The sequence below is a fragment of the Anaerolineales bacterium genome (genome assembly GCA_015075625.1).
GTDB lineage: Bacteria > Chloroflexota > Anaerolineae > Aggregatilineales > UBA2796 > UBA2796.
Genome location: JABTTZ010000001.1, coordinates 1,078,131 through 1,094,990, shown reverse-complemented (window position 1 = coordinate 1,094,990; position 16,860 = coordinate 1,078,131). Strand labels below are relative to the sequence as shown.

Below are 16,860 nucleotides of genomic sequence, written 5' to 3'. Positions count from 1 at the left end.
ACCCTCATAGGGACGTCCCAGGGGGCGTCCGCTTGCTCTCGCGCCCTACAGTATTTTTCAAGGAGATTGACCCCTTAGTCGTTGACAGCCTCGCTTATCACGATATACTTATCGATGGGCTAGGCGGTGGTGATCAAGGGGTAAACGAACGACGCCCGTCCTTCCTGTAAGAAGGCTGGTTGCAGCCCAACCAGTGAGGGTACTGCAATAATCGAAGATTTCCACGCGCCCGCCCTCGGCAAAATCGGCACGGCGATAGAGAATGGTAAATGGCGTACCCGCCGGCAGTTCCCCATCGAGTCCCCCGTAGCGAATGAAGGTTGCCCCGCCTTCGCCCGCCCGCCAGAGAGCGCTTGGCAGTTGACGATCATTCAAGAGGTCGGCATCGCCAATCTGAATCTCCTCGCCAGAAGGGGCGCGCACCCGCAGCGAAACGCGCCAATCCTCGTCTATATCGCGCCCCGCCCCCCAAAGCAGGATCAGGCAGCCGCGAATCGCCTTCGTCCCCCTCAGGACGATCCCCGTCTCCCCCACAGGGCGCGGATCGCGAACGGGAAGCGGGGCAAAAACATCCTCCAGCGGGGCGTTCGGATCAAGGCGATAGGTTTCCGTGCGCAGCCCGCTGACGGTCAGTTCGTCTGTTTTCTCCCCCACCGCGCCTAAAAAGCAGGGATACGCCCCGCGCACATCGGCGGGGAGTTGAAACCATGTGAGGAATTCGGCGCGGCGTTTGCCCACCAACCCCTCCCGCAAGCCCGTCATGATCCGATCCAGCGTGCTGTGAAGGGGAATTTCGAGGAAGGGCGCCCGAAAGCCCATGTGCTTTCCGTAATAATCAAGCGTCGGCTCCCACCCATAGGGAATGACGAGTGCCGTATCCCCCTCGGCGTGGGCATAGCGTGCGGCAATTGCGCGGAAGTCATCGTGTTGGTAAATCGGTGTGCTGTAGACTGCCCCCGTCATGAGGACGCTTATAACGGCGGCGGTGAGGATCACTGCGCCCCGCCCCGCCCACCCCCGCGCCGCCAGCGCTAGCAGGATCAGCGTCGCGGGCAGACTCAGGATGAAATAACGGGGGTGAAAATCAATCGATGCGACGCGGATGATCGCCCACTGAAAGACGGGCAGGAGCGCCACCTGACTCAGCACGAGCAGCCCGCGCACCGAATAGCCTCGCCGCCCACCACGAATCACCACCAGCAGGGCGAGGACACCAAACATGATAATGGCGGCACTCAACGCACTCTCGTGCGGGTAGAGTCCTTTGATCCCTGTGAAATAGGACGCCCAAATGTCCCCGATCAGGCTTGGGCTAATCGCCGGTGGGGTGTTGAGGGGCGTCCCCGTGCGGTTTTGGGTCAGCAGCCAGGGGAGGTAGGCGATGCCCATCAGGGCTTGGACGGCGATCCACAGCGCCAAGCGCCGCCACGCCCGCCGCCACAGGAAGATGATCGCCGCTGTCAGGTTGAGCCACGCCACCAACGGCACAGCGAGCGTATGGCTGTAGAGCGCGATGAACTCCACAAGGAGCAGCCACGCCCATGTGCGCGGGGGGAGCGCCTTTTGGCGAGGGACGGTGAAGGGGTGAAGCAGCGCCAAGAGGATCACGGCGAACACGGACATGGCGGTATAGGCGCGGATTTCTTGGCTGAACACCCACAGCGTGGGGTTGATCGCCATGAGCGCCCCCGCCATCAGGCTGGCGCTGCGCCCAAACCAGCGGCGGGTGATCCCAATCACGGCGGCAACGGCGGTCAGGCTGAGGAGCAGCGACCAATAGCGCATCCCCCACACCGTATCGCCCGTCGCCACCATCCACAGGTTGACCGTGCTGTAAAAGAGGGGGGGGGCGTTCGGGTCGCTGCCGCGAATTCCCTGTGGGGCGGTGGGCGTGTAGCTGCTAAAGACCGACCACGCCTCGTCGTGCCAAAGGCTTTGAGTCCCCAAGTGCCACAGCCGAAAGGCGAAGGCAATGAGGAGGATCAGAACGCTGAGGGCGATCCAACGGCGACCTGCACGGGGCATGACCTCAGCGCACCAACCCCATCCGGCGCAGTTCGTGGAGGATCAGGGCGTCCCACGCGCTGCTGGTTTCCACTGTGGCGTAATGCGCCCCGCGTTTCGCGCAGAATTTGGCGTTTTCGTCGCGCCATGTCAAAAGACGGCTCATGTAGAGATCGCGCATGGAGGCGTCAATCGTCACATCTTGGTTGATGCCCGTCTCCACATCCACCAACTGAAGATCGCCCGCCAAGGGGGGCGCGACTTCCTCTGGCGAGAGCGTGTGGATGATGGCGATCTCATGTCCGGCGTTTTGGAGCGCGGCGATTCCATCCTGATAGCCCCCCACCGCCAGCAGATCGGAGATGATCACCAACAAGCCAGCGCGGGCATTGCGGCGGGCATAGTCTTTCAGCGCCCTGTTGAAGTCAAGGTGGCTGACGGGCGTCAACTCTCGGATGAAGTCCAACACGGCAAAGGTTCGCCCCCGTCCGCGCAGCGGTCCCCAACTGCGGTTTTGCCCTTCCCCGTAAAGCGCCGTCAGGGTGAGGTAATCGCCCGTCCCTAGGGCAATATAACTTAAGCCCGCCGCCACCCGCTGCGCAAAGCGGAACTTGTGATGATCGGGGTTCGCCCCCTCTGTGCGGGGAAAATCCATGCTGGCGGAGGCGTCAATCAGCACATGGACGGATAAATCTTCTTCTTCCTCAAAAAGCTTGACAAAGGGGCGTTCCAAACGGGCAAAGACATTCCAATCGAGGCGGCGCAGATCGTCGCCCCGCGTGTAGTTGCGGTAGTCGGCAAACTCTAGGCTTGTCCCCCGCTTTGCCGAACGCCGCTCCCCTTTCAACACGCCGCTGCGCACGTTGTGAGCGATCAGCGTCAGCCGATTCAGTTTGTTCAGGGTTGTTTGGTCAAAGAGTGTCTCTTGCACAGCCTATTCCTACCTAAATTGCACGTGTAGCGACGCCCTTCGGGGCGCCCGTTTACACCCGCCGCATCCCCCACCCCCCACGTCCCCCGCATCCCCTACCGCGCCCCAACAGGCATTTTCTCAATCAGTTCGGCAATCACGCTGTCAGTAGTGATTCCCTCCGCTTGCCCCTCAAAGTTGAGCAGCAGTCGGTGACGGAGCGCGGCACGTGCCACCGCTCGCACGTCGTCAAAGGCAACATTGAAGCGCCCCGCCATCAGCGCGTTCAGCTTTGCGCCCAAGATGATCGACTGTCCCCCGCGTGGGCTAGAGCCATAGCGCACATACTGCCGCACAGAATCAATCGCGCCGGCATGATCGGGGTGGGTGGCGACAATCAATTTGGCGACGTACTCCATCACATGGGAGGGGACGGGGATGTTACGCGCCAGTTTGCCCATCTCCAAAATACGCCCCCCATCGGCAACGGCGGACTGCGGATCGCTGCTCCCGCCCGTCGTCCGCGTCAGAATCGAGACAAGTTCTTCCGGCGTGGGGAAGTTCACGTCAATGCGGAACATAAAGCGATCCAACTGTGCCTCTGGAAGGGGATACGTCCCTTCCATCTCCAATGGATTTTGCGTAGCGAGGACGAAAAAGGGCGGTTCAAGTTTGTACGTCCGCGTCCCAACGGTGATCGTTTTTTCCTGCATCGCCTCCAGCAGCGCCGATTGTGTCTTGGGCGTGGCGCGGTTGATCTCATCGGCAAGGACGAGGTTGGCAAAAAGCGGACCCTCTTGAAAGCGGAACTGCCGCCGCCCATCTTCCATATCTTCCATGACGGTTGTCCCCGTCACGTCTGCGGGCATCATATCCGGCGTGAACTGGATGCGGGCGAATTTCAGATTCAGGGCGGTGGCAAGGGCGCGGATGAGGGTGGTTTTTCCCAAGCCCGGCACGCCCTGAAGCAGGGCATGGTTGCCACTGATCACGCAGATGAGGACGAACTTCACCACATCGTCTTGCCCAACAATGATCTTTCCCACCTCGCGAAGGATTGCGGTTGTTGTCTCGTGAAATTGTTCAACGGTAATTGCCGATTGATCGGACATGCCTAACCTCGTATGTATGTATTCCCATATGCTATCCCAATGGGTTAGCCCTTCCCATTGGGATAGTTTGCGCCCGCCGCTTAAAAGATCGAGCTAAGGCTGACCACCCCTGGGGGCTTGAAAGCAAACAACGCCCCCCCGTTTGTTTTAAGCCCCAACGGGGCGGTTATTCCTAGCGCGTCGGCTTCAGCCGCGCGCCATTCCCTCGCACCCTCTACTTCTGCAACCCAGAGAAATAATCGCGGATCACCCCGCGCAGCGCACCGGGGACGCGATCCAAATCCATCGCCTCATCCGCCTGTCGCGCTGCCCGTCCTACGGCATCCCCTAGCTTGACGCCACTTTTGCCATAGGGATTCGTCGTGAAGTCGCCTTCTTCCACAGGGTCGCCCTCTTTAGGTTCGCCCGCGCCATCCAAGCCCACCTCCGCCCCGCCATCGCCGCCGACAAAGGACGGCGCATAGATGTAATCGTTCTTGCGCAGTGTCCCATCACCTCGGTTGGTGTTGGGGTTGATCGGCTGCTCGTTCGGATTTCCGCCGATCACATCGTTGCCCGCCCCACCATCCCCTGTCCCTGTGCCGCTTGTGCCGCCATCCGACCCAGGCACATTGCCAGAACTACCGCCCGCCTTGTCGCCGGGCTGCCCGCCATCTTGCGGAGCGCCGCTCCCATCAAGGTTGCCTTCCTGATCGCCGCTGTTGGGCGACCCCTGCCCGTCCATCATCTCGCCTGTGTCGCCACCGCTTTCGCCGGGCTGCTCGCTGCTTGGTCGTCCCGCTGTGCCATCCTGCGGATTCCCTTCCGCCTGATCGCCCTGACGTGGCTGCGGCTGGCTGCGCGTGCCCGGGTTTCCGCTGCGCGATTCACCGGGCTGGTTCTCGCGGCGTTCGGGCTGCCCCGCTTGGGCAACCTCATCGCTGCCCGATTGCAGTTCCTTCGCGGCATTTTCTGCCGCCTGTGATTGGGGCGTGCTGTCCATCTGATCTTGTTGGTTTTGGAGCGCCCGTGCCGCATCGCGAAGCGCCTCTGCCGCCGCCTTTTGATCACCCTTACGGAGCGCCTCTGCCGCTCGTTTCAGCGCCTCTGCCGCCTGCGGATTCAGGTCTTTCAGCGCCTCTGCCGCCCGTTCTAAGGCATCGGCGGTGCTGCTTGCCTGCTCACTGCTCAGTTGATTTTCATCCAATTTGGCAGAAAGACTGCGCATCTCGGCGGCTGCCCCGGAGAGATCGCCCGTTTTCAGCGGCTCAGCAATGCCCTGCGTCGCCTGACTTTGGCTGAGGGCTTGGGCGGATTCTTGTGCCGCTTGGCGCTGGCGCTCGTTCAACTGCGTCCGTTGGTCGTTCAGCGCGTCCGCCGCTTTGTTCATCTCGGCAACGGCTTCCGGTTGGCTGATCCCGGGCTGCTGTAGTTTGGAGATTGCTTCCTCAATCGGTTTCAACAGAGAGCGCTTGTCATCCTCTGTCAGACGGGGGTCGCTTTCAATATCGCGCTTGACCTCGCGCAGTTTTTCAACCTGATCCTCAATGACCTCGGTAATCGCCTGTGACTGCGCCAGCGCCGCCGCTTGCGGGTTGAAGGTGAGCGCCAACACACCCAAAACGAGGACGAGGGCAACCATGATCCCCAACTCGGCGCGGCGCACGCGGAAGGGGAGAAAGTCCCGCGCCCGCACCTGACGGGCGCTTTCTAGGGCGTCCTCCGCTTGCAGGGTGTCAATGCCCGCCGGGGCGGGAAGGCTGCCAGACGCCACTTCAAGGGCAGTACTCGTCCGTTCTTTCAGCCCAAAGGTGCGGTCAAAATAGCGGGCAGCCTTCAGCGGCGGGCGCGGGGCGAACCACACGGCAAGAAATGCTGCCATGCCACACAGCAGCGCCGCCGCCACGCCTAAGGCAAGGACTTGCTGCGGCATTAGCAGAGGGCGCAGCCGCGCAAAGAGGGCAATCCCCACCCCAATCAGCAGTCCGAAGATTACCCCACGTGGAATCCAGAGGGGAAGAAGGGTCGTCCGCAAGCGCATATCCCACCGCTGCACGTAGCGGAGAAGGTGATCACGGATGGGTGGTTGGTCGTTCATAGCGCCCTCACTTGGCTAAACGTTCGGAAAAGAGAAGCGCCCTGAGAGGAGAGCGCCCCGATACATATTACTCGCCCGTCACCAGGGCAATGGTCATCCCATCGTAGCCCTTGCCGCTGACGGTCTGGATCACGGTGGCGCTGACGCGCCGTTCGGCAGCAAGGCGTTCGTTGAAGCGCCGTATCCCCACGACACTATCCTCGCCGCTGGTGGCATCCAGAACAGCGCCGCCGCGAATGACATTATCCACGACGATCACCCCACCAACGCGGGTGAGCGTGAGCGCCCACTCAAAATAGGCGGCAGTGTTGATTTTATCGGCGTCGATAAAGACAAAATCGAAGGGAGCGCCGCCCTCCGCTGCCAACGCCGCAAGGCTTTCCAGCGCCACCCCCAAGCGAACCTCAACCACATCGGCAAAGCCAGCCTGGGCAAGGTTGGCGCGGGCAACTTCGGCGTGTTTCGGCTGAACTTCAAGGGTGACCAGCCGCCCGCCAGCGGGGAGCGCCCGCGCCAGCCAGATCGTGCTGTAGCCGCCAAGCGTGCCGATCTCCAAAATACGCCGCGCCCCCATCGAGGCAGCCCACAGATGGAGCATCTTCCCCTGATGGGGCGAAACTTGAATGGCGGGCAAGCCGCCCTCGTCAGAGGCGCGTAAGGTTGCCTCCAGCACGGGATCGGGCGGGAGGGCGATGGTGGCGGTGTAGTGATCGACGGCTGTCCAGAGGTCTTTAGACACAAACTGCCCCCTCTTTGTTTTATTCGATCAAGCCGGGATAAACCAGTTCAACGGCATTCGACGGCGTAAAGTCCTAATCTACTCTATACGTATTGTAACCTTGATGCCGGGTGGCATTCTTAAATCATCATCACCTTTAGGACTCTTTCCAGCGGTGGGAAGTTCCCCACACAAGATCGGCTTTCTCCCTTACCCCTCTATCCGGCGGACGCGGCGCACGGAGCGCCAAATCAGCCAGATGGCAAGCACCCCATACAGCGCCGTGAACAAAATCCATGGCGAGATGAGCGGAAGCTGTGCCGTGACTCCCGTCACCGGGTCGGTCAGCGTTTGGGTAAACACCCCCGCGCTGCCCGTCTGTACCAGCCACACTTGGGTGGCATACGCCGTCGCCAGCGGATTGGTGATGATCATCGCCAAAAGAAGGTAGAGCAAGACCGTTTGCGCCGAAAGCGAGAGCGTTTGAATCCGCGCCCCAAAAACGCCCATAAAGACAAACACAACCAGCGGCAGCCCCAAAATCACGCCGAGCGTCCAGCCATAGGCGCTGATGTTCGCGGCGACGGTACGTTCTTTCAGGGCGCTGGCATAAATGCCCACCGCCCCAAGCAGCACTGAGGTCACCAAGAGGATAACCGTCGCTAGGGCAATCTCCGCCTCGTTCACGCCGCTGAACAAAAAGGCGATGCTCTGCAAGGGAATTGCCGCCAAAAGCAGCAGCAGCACATAGGAAAGCGCCGAGAATAGCTTGCCAAAGACGAGTTTTGAGGCGGAAAGCTGCGTCGTCCGCAGCAGATCGTAGGTTTGCCGTTCGCGCTCCCCGCTGATCGCCCCCGCCGTCAGCGCCGGAGCAATGAAGGTGACAAGGAACAATTCAATCCCAACGATCCCCAAAAAGAGCGAACGCCCGATCTGCCCGCCAGAGGTATACCCGTTCAAATCCCGCGAGGACGCCGCCAACACATAGATCAGCAGCATGAACCCGCACATCAGCAGCAGGTAGATCGACAGCAAGGCATACGCCCGCATCCCGCGCATCCGCCCCCGCAGTTCCTTGACGATCACCGGGTTTCGCACGAATAGGCGCAGCATCAGGAGACAATCCCTTTCGTCACCTTCAGAAACACCGATTCTAAATCCTCTGATTCCTCGGCAAAGTTCACCACCGGAATGGCTTGTGCGGCGAGCGTCTGCATCATCGTGGAGAGTATCGTATCATCGCCATCAAAGTGAACGCGCAGCCGCTTTCGCCCCGCCTCCTCCACGATCTCTTGAACATCCAGCACGCCCATAATTTTTCCAAGCGCCACCTTGGCTTCGTCGGCACGGTCTAGGAAGGTGATCACCGCTTGGCGGTTGGGCATCAGGCGACGGCGCACATCGTCCATACGCCCCTGCAAAACCATCTCCCCCGCCTCGATGATCCCAATGTGCGTGCAGATTTCGGCAACATCGGCAAGGATGTGCGTGGAGAAGAAAATCGTCTTGCCCATCCGCGCCAATTCCACCAAAAGTTCACGAATCTCAATGCGGGCGCGGGGGTCAAGCCCAGAGGCGGGTTCGTCTAGAATCAAGACCTGCGGATCATGAACGAGTGTCCGCGCCAAACAGAGCCGCTGCTGCAAACCGCGACTCAGCTTATCCACCATATCATCTTTGCGGTGGGTGAGATCGACCAGATCAAGCAAATCAGCGATCATGGTGGGGCGCTCTGCGTCGGAAATATCGTAACAGGCGGCAAAAAAATCGAGGTATTCCCAGACCTTCATGTCGTCGTACACGCCGAAATAATCGGGCATGAACCCAATTTGCCTGCGGACGGTACGCGGGTCTTTGGTCACCTCTGTGCCAGCGATGAATGCTTGTCCGCTGGTGGGACGCATCAGCGTGGTGAGGATGCGCATTGTGCTGGTTTTCCCCGCCCCGTTGGGACCGGCAAAGCCGTAGATCGCCCCACGTGGGACGCTTAGCGAGAGGTCTTTCACCGCCGTGAGGGTGGCATAGCGCTTGACCAGCGAGCGCGTCTCAATGACGAGATCAGCATCGTCAATTTGGCGGCGCACCGCTTCCAGATCGAGCGAGCGCTTGCCAATATCGGGGGGAGCGTCGGTCATGACTGTAATGACTCCTCAAAAGGCTTGATCGGACGTAACATCAGATATAAACACATATACGAAAGATGTGGCAATCGGTCATCTTTCTAAGAACCCCTATCCCCCCCCCCCGACTGCTGCGTAATCCCTGCTCTCCGTTTACGGAGAGCAGGGGTTGCAGGGGGTGGGGTTATTAGTCTCTATCTTCCTTGTGTTTTCAATGTGGCTGCCCTCAGCGCTGTTCCCGCAGCGTCCCATACAAGGTCAGGTCGATGCGTTCATAATAAAGCCGATTCACATTCGCCGTCACTTCTACTTTCATCTCAATGGCGTTTTCCGGTCCGATGAACCGTCCGGCGTCGATGATCCGCGTCAGGAAGTTCGGCGTCTGGATCACCTCCCACTCCCCACGCTGCCAATTGTAAAGGGAAACGGCATCGGTCACACTGCGCGAGGCAGAATTCCCCGGTTGCAGCGTCAGCCGAATCTCGGTGACGTTCTCCATGCGCATCAGCGGCATAGGGATGTAACGGAAGACGTAGCGTTCGCCGGGTTGGATGCTCATTTCATAGGGGGCAACATCGCGGCGGGTGCTTTGCTCGGTGGGCGTCCATGTTAGGTAGGCGTTGGGTAGTTCCACCGCCCGCGCCGGGTCTTGGGTGGTCACCGTCACGGGCAGGCGGTAGATATAGACGGTGGTATCTTCGGTGACGGAGGCGACGCCGGAAAGCGCCACTTGGACGGGCGATTCCCGCGTGAACGCCGTCACATAAACAGATGTCCCTCGCCCACCACTCGGATCGGAATCGGTGATGATGCTCTCCAAAAAGCGCTGGCGGCGAAGGTCTTCTTGCTGCTCATCGGCGTTTTCAAAACCGCGCCCGCCGAACGGATCACGGTAGCCGAGGTAGCGCATCCCCATGATTTGCCTAACGGTGATGTTCGATGGGGTGTTGTTGTACCGTCCGGCGCGGAAGTAGGCGCTTGCCCATATGTTGCTGCCCAACGATGCTGGCGGGGAAAGATCGGCGTTCATTGGGAAGGAAAACGTGGTCTCATCGCCCGGGTTCAGCGTCCCTAAGGTATACGCCCCACCGTGCGCGATCACTTGGGTGTAGTACAAGACTTGGTTCGTCGTGTTCTTCACCCGCCCGCTGATGGTGACGCCTATCGCACCGGGGGTTGGCGAAACTACCGCTGAACTCCCCGGCGAAAGCATGATTCGCGCCTCGCCTTCAAGAGGCAGCACATCGGTGAAGCCGCTTGAGCCAAAGGCGGCGGTTGTCCCTGCATCGACAAACAGGTTGCGTGCCTCGTAGCCGCCTACCTCATAGATCGTCGTCGCCCGTCCGCTGATCAAGCCAGCCGACTCGGTATCGTTCAGGGGGCGGAGAGTATAGTTATCCCCGATGCTCAGGCTGTACGTCCCTCGGCGGGGGACGGCAACGCCGATGATCGCATCGACTTGCCCTCGCGTGGTGTTTTCCCACACCTGAACAATCGCCATGCGGTTGATGATCGCTTGCGTCCCGCGCAGGCTTGCCCCCGTCAGAATATAAACGGTGGTAAATCCGGTGACGATGAGCGGAATGGTGAACCACGCCAAACTTTGCCGCTTGATCAGGCGCAGAACAACGTAGTTAACAGGTCCAATCAAGGCAATGTACAGCCCTAAAAAGATCGCCAACTGTGCCACATCGGGCAGGCGCAGCCCGCTGATTGTATCTGCGGCGACGCGGCTTTGCGTTGTGTTGGTGACACCCCCCGCCCAGCTTGGCGTGCTGCCAGCGGTGGTGAACAGGGTGAACCAAAACTGCCCGCGATCTCCCCACCGGCTGAACGGCTCAAAGTTGGGATCGAAGGCGAGGACATCGACAAAGCCCGCCCCATAAGCGCGGCGGACGACGAGCGGCACGCCGCCTTGTTCGGCAAGGACAAGCGCCTCGGCGGTGAGCGTCCCCTCTGCCACATCAAAGGGATTCGGGCTGGCGAGGGCGGCGGGGCGTCCGGCAAAGGATGCCACACTGGGCATACTGCGTAAGGTGGTGATCCGTTCGGGGACGAGCGGCAAAATGTCTTTGACGCCCGCTGCTGTCCGCCGCCAATTCGAGCCACCGGTGACGACCAAATGCCCACCGCTCAAGACCCAATCCGTCAGCGCCTGCCGTTGATCAATGCCAAGCGCCCCGCTGTCCACATCGTTCAGGACGATTCCATCGAGCGCCCGCAGCGATTCGGCAAGGCGGGGGAGGTTCTCCACACGCCATGTCGCCTGATAGGCATCGCCCACGCCGCTGCGGATCGCCTTCAGGTCAATCGTCCCCGTTGGGGAATCGGTGACGACGGCAAAGAGCATGTCCGAGGGACGGGCGGGTTTTACATCCCGTTCGCTGCTGGCAACAATGCGTTCGGGCGTCACAAGGTTTACGCGGATGGTTTGGGCGGTGTAATCTGCCGGAAGGTAGAGAAAAAGTTGTTTCTCAGAGCGTGTGGGAAGGTCAATGGGCGCAATGAAGGGATCGGTGGCTTTTCCCAACACGTCTACAGACATGACGTGCAGTTCACCGGAAATATCCGCGCCGCCGTTTGCCACCCGTACAAGCACAGGCAGCCAGCTATCCGCCCGATAGTAGCCTTCGTAACCAACCTCTAATGTGAGCCTAATCGCGGCGTTTTGAGCGGCAACTTCCTGTGGAGGGGACGCTATATAGGCAAAGATGAGCGCCGCAAAAAGGATCAGCGCACCTGTCGTTCGTCGCAACCTGCGCTCCTGTCTGCTACCATGTTTTAGGGATTGTATCACTATCACTATTGCTTGCAGTACCCTCGCTGGTTGGGCTGCAACCAGCCTTCTTACAAGAAGGACGGGCGTAGGTTCGTTTATCCCTTAATCACAGCAACATACCCCATCGACAAGTATATCGTGATGAGCAGGGCTGTCAACCAATAAGGAGGCAATTTCCATGAAAAATGCTGTAAGGCATTGAGAATCTTTGTGCGAAGTTCCTAACATCGGTGAGACGATGCTTAGAAAGGGGGGAGACGAAACACCCAAAGGTGGGCAGTGTGCGGGTTTGAGCAGCGGCTGAGAAAAGGCTGTGTCTTACGACTTACGGGCATGTGCGTAACTATTGCAGTACCCTCACTGGTCGGGCGGCAACCAGCCTTCTTACAAGAAGGGCGGGCGTCGTTCGTTTACCCCTTAGATCACCACCGCCTAGCCCATCGATAAGTATGTCGTGATAAGCAGGGCTGTCAACCACTAAGGGGTCAATCTCCTTGAAAAATGCTGTAGGTCAGCCTAAGAGAGAGCCGCTAAAGCAGCGGGCTGAGACTAACCACCCCTACGGGGCTTGGAAACCCTAACCCCCACCATGTTGTAGTTAAGCCCCAACGGGGTGATCACCCTTAGCGCGGGCGTTTTAACCCCGCGCCCTCGCCGCACCCCTTTTCCTTGCAAAAGAACGGCGTTAGGCGGATGGGGGCAGCGGCATAACATTTATCGGCTTCGCCTGAGGCGTTCTATACTATACTTGATAGGCGGTGAGTGTATGGTATCGCACGTGTAAGCAGGTTGGTTGAAAGTCAGCGTGGAGGGGTCGTATGAACGAGTTAGCCGCGTTTTTAGAACACATTCGGGTTGGAGAGGCGCAAACATACAAGCATGTGACGATCTACGCCCTCCACAGCAAAAATGGGCATGAGCGTGCCTATCAAACCCTTGATGAGAGCTTAGCCAGCAAAAGCCTAAGCGTTGAAGAAATTAGCGAGGGGGGGAACGTCCCTCAACTCAAGGTGGTCAATACGGGCGGACTTCCCGTGCTGCTGATCGTTGGCGAAGAATTGATCGGCGCCAAACAAAACCGCGTCTTGAACACCTCGCTCCTGATTCCCGCCGGATCGGAAATGCCGATTCCCGTAAGCTGTGTCGAACAGGGGCGCTGGTCATACCGTTCACGGCACTTTTCCACAGCCGCTACCGCCTCCCACAGCCAACTTCGGCGGATGCAAGTCGAAAACGTGACGAACAGCCTGCGCGAGAAAAAAGCCCGTCGGGAGGCAGATACTTCGGCGGAAGACCTTCAGCGCACCGAATTAAATTGGTACGACTCGGATCAGCGTGCGGTCTGGGGCGAAGTACAGCGGAAAATGGCGGCGCATGGCTCACATTCACAGACGGCAGCGCTTCACGATGCCTACACCCAGAATGAGGATCAGTTGGTGTCCTATCTGAATGCCTTTACTGCGCCGCAAGCCGAGGGCTTTTTGGTGGCAATCAATGGAACGATTGTTGGCGCTGATGTCTTTGACCATCACGAGACGCTCAAGACCTTGTGGTCAAAACTGCTGCGCAGTTATCTGTTTGATGCCCTGGAACAGCCGGAAAAGGAGACAATACCACTTCCTCCCCATCAGGTGCGGGCATTCCTACACGACCTTGCCACGGTAGAAACCAGCCCCTTTGAATCGGTGGGCATGGGGAAGGATGTTCGGATCATGGGCGATACCGTCAGCGGCAGTGGGCTGCTGTGGGAGGATCGCCTGATTCATGCCAGTGTATTCAACCGCACGGGCGGGTAAAGAGATAAGGGAAATTGACGGGGCGACCTTACATGGTCGCCCACCGCTGCCCTACACCCCCCTTTACGCCCTCACTTTTGTCAGCACATCGGGGTTGACGACGTTCCGATAGTCGCCCCTGAACAGCGCCCCCAAGACATTCTCAACAATCTGGATAGCAACCGCATCTTGCGCTTCTAAGGTGCTTGCCCCCAGATGGGGTGTCAAAATGGCGTTCGGAATCCCCACCAGTGGGCTGCCGTCTTCAAGCGGCTCTTTGTTAAAGACATCCAGCGCCGCCGCCGCCACTTGCCCAGATTTCAACGCCTCTGCCAGCGCCGCCTCATCAATGAGTGACCCGCGTGAGTCGTTGACAATACGGACGCCCTTCTTCATCTTCTGGATTGAGGCGGCGTTGATCATCCCCTTGTTTTCGGGGCTGGAGACGGCGTGCAAGGTGATGAAATCGGCGCGGGCATAGAGTTCGTCAAGGCTGACCATCTCTGCCCCGTGCGCCGCGCCCGATTCCGCCGAGATGAAGGGATCAAAGGCGATGATTGTCATCTCGAACGCCGCCGCCCGCTTTGCCACTGCCCGTCCAACGCGCCCAAAGCCGACGACGCCGAGGGTTTTCCCGCGCAGTTCAACGCCCATGAAGGCTTTTTTCTCCCACTTCCCGCTGTGGGTGGTGGCGTTTGCTTGCGGAATATGGCGTGCCAACGCCAACATCAACCCTAAGGCAAGTTCGGCAGTGGCTATTGTATTCCCATCGGGGGCGTTCATCACGACAATCCCGCGTTCGGTTGCCTCTGGCAGATCGACATTATCGACGCCAACGCCTGCTCGCCCGATCACCTTCAGGCGTGGTGCGGCATCCATCATGGCGGCGTCTACGGTGGTTGCGCTGCGAATGATCATGGCGGCGGCGTTGGGAATGGCGGCAAGCACTTCCTCGCGGCTCATTTTTGCCGCCGCTTGGAGGGTCACTTCCGGGGCAGCCTTCAGAAGGGTCAGTCCAGCATTGTCAAGATTATCCGGCACAAGGATATGGGTCATGGAAATTGTCAACACCTCATCACAGGGTATACGTCTAGGAATGGCGTTAATTGTGCCAAAAGGAGCAGTCTTTTCCAAGTGACCGATTCGCACAAGTGGTAGATCGCCCCCACCTTTCGCCTCTGTACACGGTGCCATTTTTATGGTATTCTAGAGATGTCTTAACCATACGGGGGTGAACTAGATTCGACACGGTAGGTTGAGCGTAAGCTGCAAGCCGGGGCGCATGTCCCCTAGTTAACAAATGTGCAAACCATAACTGGCAACAAGAACACTGTTGCTCCGCGTCTCGCTCTCGCTGCCTAAGCGATAACGAAACCGGACAGCTAACCTAAAGCGTTAGCGCGTCTGCCCCGAACCATGCCCGGTTGGGTCGGACGCAGGCGTGACAAAGACCGGGATGCTGCCTTGCAACGCCGATAAACGAGGCAAAAGATCACTGGCTGGTCCGTGGCGAGACCCTGTTGGGCGGGGTTGCCACCGACGACACACAAATAGCCTGACTACGCTTGTAGACGCGGACGGGAGAGTTATCGTGGACGGCGATGGCAGAGTCGCCCACCTCCACTAACAACAAAGTCCCCCCATTATCGTGATAGTGGGGGGATTTTGTTATCTAAGGTTGACCAACGCTAAGAAAAATCCAAGAATGCAACCCGCCGGATGCTTTTCCCGTCGCCTATGATACACTTCTCCCCAGTAGTGACGAATTCAGGTTTCAGATCAAGGAGATACCCCTATGGTCAAACGTCCTCTCGTTTTTGCCCTGATGCTGACAGCCGCTGCGCTGCTGATCGTCGGGGCGGCACGCCTGACCCATGCGCAGGGCGGCACCCCTCCGGCAGAATTTAACGAGGCGCTGAAAGACCTCGGCACACGCTTAGGGCGGACGCTTGCCCTCGCCGATTTTGACAACCCTACCTCCCGTTGGGAATGGCGCGGGGTCGATTTTGCCGATAGCTCGCTGGAGTGTCCGTTGGCGGGCGAGGTTGCCACCCCTGGGAAGGTCATTGGCTACCAATTTATTTTTGTCCTGCGCGGCAAAGAGTACGATTACCGTGTGGCGTTTGGCAAGCCCGATTCCCTGAAGCTTTGCACAAACCCCACAGGCGCGATCTATGAACTGACCGCTATTCCCACCAACCCACCGCGCACCGACCCACCAGACACCTTCAACCTTGCTCTGCAAGATTTGGGGACTCGTGTGGGGAAAGCGGACATCACCCTTGCCGACTTTGACCAGCCCCGCTATAGCTGGAAGTGGGCATACCGCGAGTTCCGCAACAGCCAGTTGGAATGCCCGAAAGTCGGCGTCACGACGGATGGTATTGTCACCCCCGGATGGGTTTACACCTTTGTCTGGAATCGGGCGCTGTATGAATACCGCGCCGCCGATGTAGACACCTCAAACTGGTTTTTGTGCAAAGCGCCAGCCCAATAGGAGCAGGCTAGAGCAGGCTAGAGTATGTTGTCAGTGTAATTCCCGTAGGGGCGCAAGGCATTGCGCCCAGCGCCGCCCGTGAGCGCCCGCCGCTAAAGCAGCGGCTAGGAGTAACCACCCCTTCGGGGCTTGGAAACCCTAATCCCCTCCCCCTAAACTAAAGAGAGGGAATCTCTCCCCCTTTCCCCGTAGACAGGGAATAGGGGAGAAATTCTGTGGGCGAGGGGATGAGGGCGTCTCTTTCTATGGTTATCTTCTTGATGGTCTACTAGGGACACCCTCCACACGGGTTGAATATGCCCTCACCCTTTTCCTATCCTCCCCTTATGGGAGAGTAGGGCAAGGGCAAGTCTGTCTGCTTGATTCTCTCGCGCCCTTCAGCGAATCCAACAAGGGAAACCCCAAACCATTGCATTTTCTTAGATCACCCTTTAGACTGAATATGAATTTTGTGAATCATAGTATGTTGAGTACCGTTGTATGACCGATCACATTTTGATTGTCGATGATGAGCAGCAAACGCTCGATCTGCTGCGGATCATGCTCCGTCCCTTGAATCGCCCTATCGAAAGCGTCATGAATGGGCATGACACCTTGATCTCTGTGGAATACAATCCCCCCAGAGTGATCCTGCTCGATTTCATGCTCCCCGACATGACCGGTCTGGAGGTCTGTACGCGCTTGAAGGCAGATGCCAGCGCCGCGCACATTCCGGTGATCTTCTACACCGCCAGTCATGACAAGATAATCGAAACCCAAGCGCAAGACGCTGGCGCCGATTATTTCCTGCGCAAACCAGCCACCCGCGCCATGCTCTGTGAGACAATAGAAACCGCCCTTCGCAAAACACTTCCTAGCGACGCCTAAC

12 protein-coding genes and 1 other RNA gene are annotated in these 16,860 nt (G+C 58.8%); 4 read left to right on the top strand and 9 right to left on the bottom strand.

What is annotated here, in order from left to right; translation table 11 throughout:
- Positions 1–108: 108 nt before the first annotated feature.
- The 8 genes from HS103_04595 to HS103_04560 all read right to left on the bottom strand — a co-directional run bounded on the left by HS103_04595 (position 109) and on the right by HS103_04560 (position 11,696).
- A complete protein-coding gene (locus HS103_04595) occupies positions 109–2,025 on the bottom strand; it encodes a hypothetical protein (GenBank protein MBE7512077.1) in 1,917 nt (638 codons plus the stop codon).
- 4 nt (positions 2,026–2,029) lie between these two features.
- A complete protein-coding gene (locus HS103_04590; GenBank protein ID MBE7512076.1) occupies positions 2,030–2,935 on the bottom strand; it encodes a DUF58 domain-containing protein in 906 nt (301 codons plus the stop codon).
- Positions 2,936–3,030: 95 nt separating this feature from the next.
- Positions 3,031–4,026 (bottom strand): MoxR family ATPase, encoded by a 996-nt coding sequence (locus tag HS103_04585; GenBank protein MBE7512075.1) that lies wholly within the window; start codon positions 4,024–4,026, stop codon positions 3,031–3,033.
- 214 nt (positions 4,027–4,240) lie between these two features.
- Positions 4,241–6,103 carry a hypothetical protein gene (locus tag HS103_04580; GenBank protein ID MBE7512074.1) on the bottom strand — a complete coding sequence of 621 codons (1,863 nt, stop codon included), beginning with the start codon at positions 6,101–6,103 and terminating at the stop codon, positions 4,241–4,243.
- A 67-nt stretch (positions 6,104–6,170) separates the two neighbouring features.
- Positions 6,171–6,842 (bottom strand): O-methyltransferase, encoded by a 672-nt coding sequence (locus HS103_04575; protein MBE7512073.1) that lies wholly within the window; start codon positions 6,840–6,842, stop codon positions 6,171–6,173.
- A 189-nt stretch (positions 6,843–7,031) separates the two neighbouring features.
- Positions 7,032–7,934, bottom strand: a complete 903-nt coding sequence (locus HS103_04570; GenBank protein ID MBE7512072.1) for a hypothetical protein — start codon at positions 7,932–7,934, stop codon at positions 7,032–7,034.
- Positions 7,934–8,956 (bottom strand): ABC transporter ATP-binding protein, encoded by a 1,023-nt coding sequence (locus HS103_04565; protein MBE7512071.1) that lies wholly within the window; start codon positions 8,954–8,956, stop codon positions 7,934–7,936. The genes HS103_04570 and HS103_04565 overlap by 1 nt, the downstream gene beginning before the upstream one ends.
- 211 nt (positions 8,957–9,167) lie before the next feature.
- Positions 9,168–11,696 (bottom strand): hypothetical protein, encoded by a 2,529-nt coding sequence (locus HS103_04560; GenBank protein MBE7512070.1) that lies wholly within the window; start codon positions 11,694–11,696, stop codon positions 9,168–9,170.
- A gap of 842 nt (positions 11,697–12,538) precedes the next feature.
- On the opposite strand from HS103_04560, the gene HS103_04555 reads away from it, so the two are divergent.
- Positions 12,539–13,516, top strand: a complete 978-nt coding sequence (locus tag HS103_04555) for a hypothetical protein (protein ID MBE7512069.1) — start codon at positions 12,539–12,541, stop codon at positions 13,514–13,516.
- Between the two features lie 63 nt (positions 13,517–13,579).
- Here HS103_04555 and HS103_04550 read toward each other — a convergent pair whose 3' ends face one another.
- Positions 13,580–14,551: a phosphoglycerate dehydrogenase gene (locus HS103_04550; GenBank protein ID MBE7512068.1), complete on the bottom strand. Its 972-nt coding sequence runs from the start codon at positions 14,549–14,551 to the stop codon at positions 13,580–13,582.
- Between the two features lie 171 nt (positions 14,552–14,722).
- Between HS103_04550 and ssrA the strand changes: the two genes are divergently transcribed.
- From ssrA to HS103_04535, 3 genes are all read left to right on the top strand, one after another.
- Positions 14,723–15,121: a transfer-messenger RNA gene (ssrA, locus tag HS103_04545) on the top strand.
- 169 nt (positions 15,122–15,290) lie between these two features.
- Positions 15,291–15,992, top strand: a complete 702-nt coding sequence (locus HS103_04540; GenBank protein MBE7512067.1) for a hypothetical protein — start codon at positions 15,291–15,293, stop codon at positions 15,990–15,992.
- A 480-nt stretch (positions 15,993–16,472) separates the two neighbouring features.
- Positions 16,473–16,859, top strand: coding sequence for a response regulator (locus HS103_04535; protein MBE7512066.1), 387 nt, complete (start codon positions 16,473–16,475; stop codon positions 16,857–16,859).
- Position 16,860: the final 1 nt, after the last annotated feature.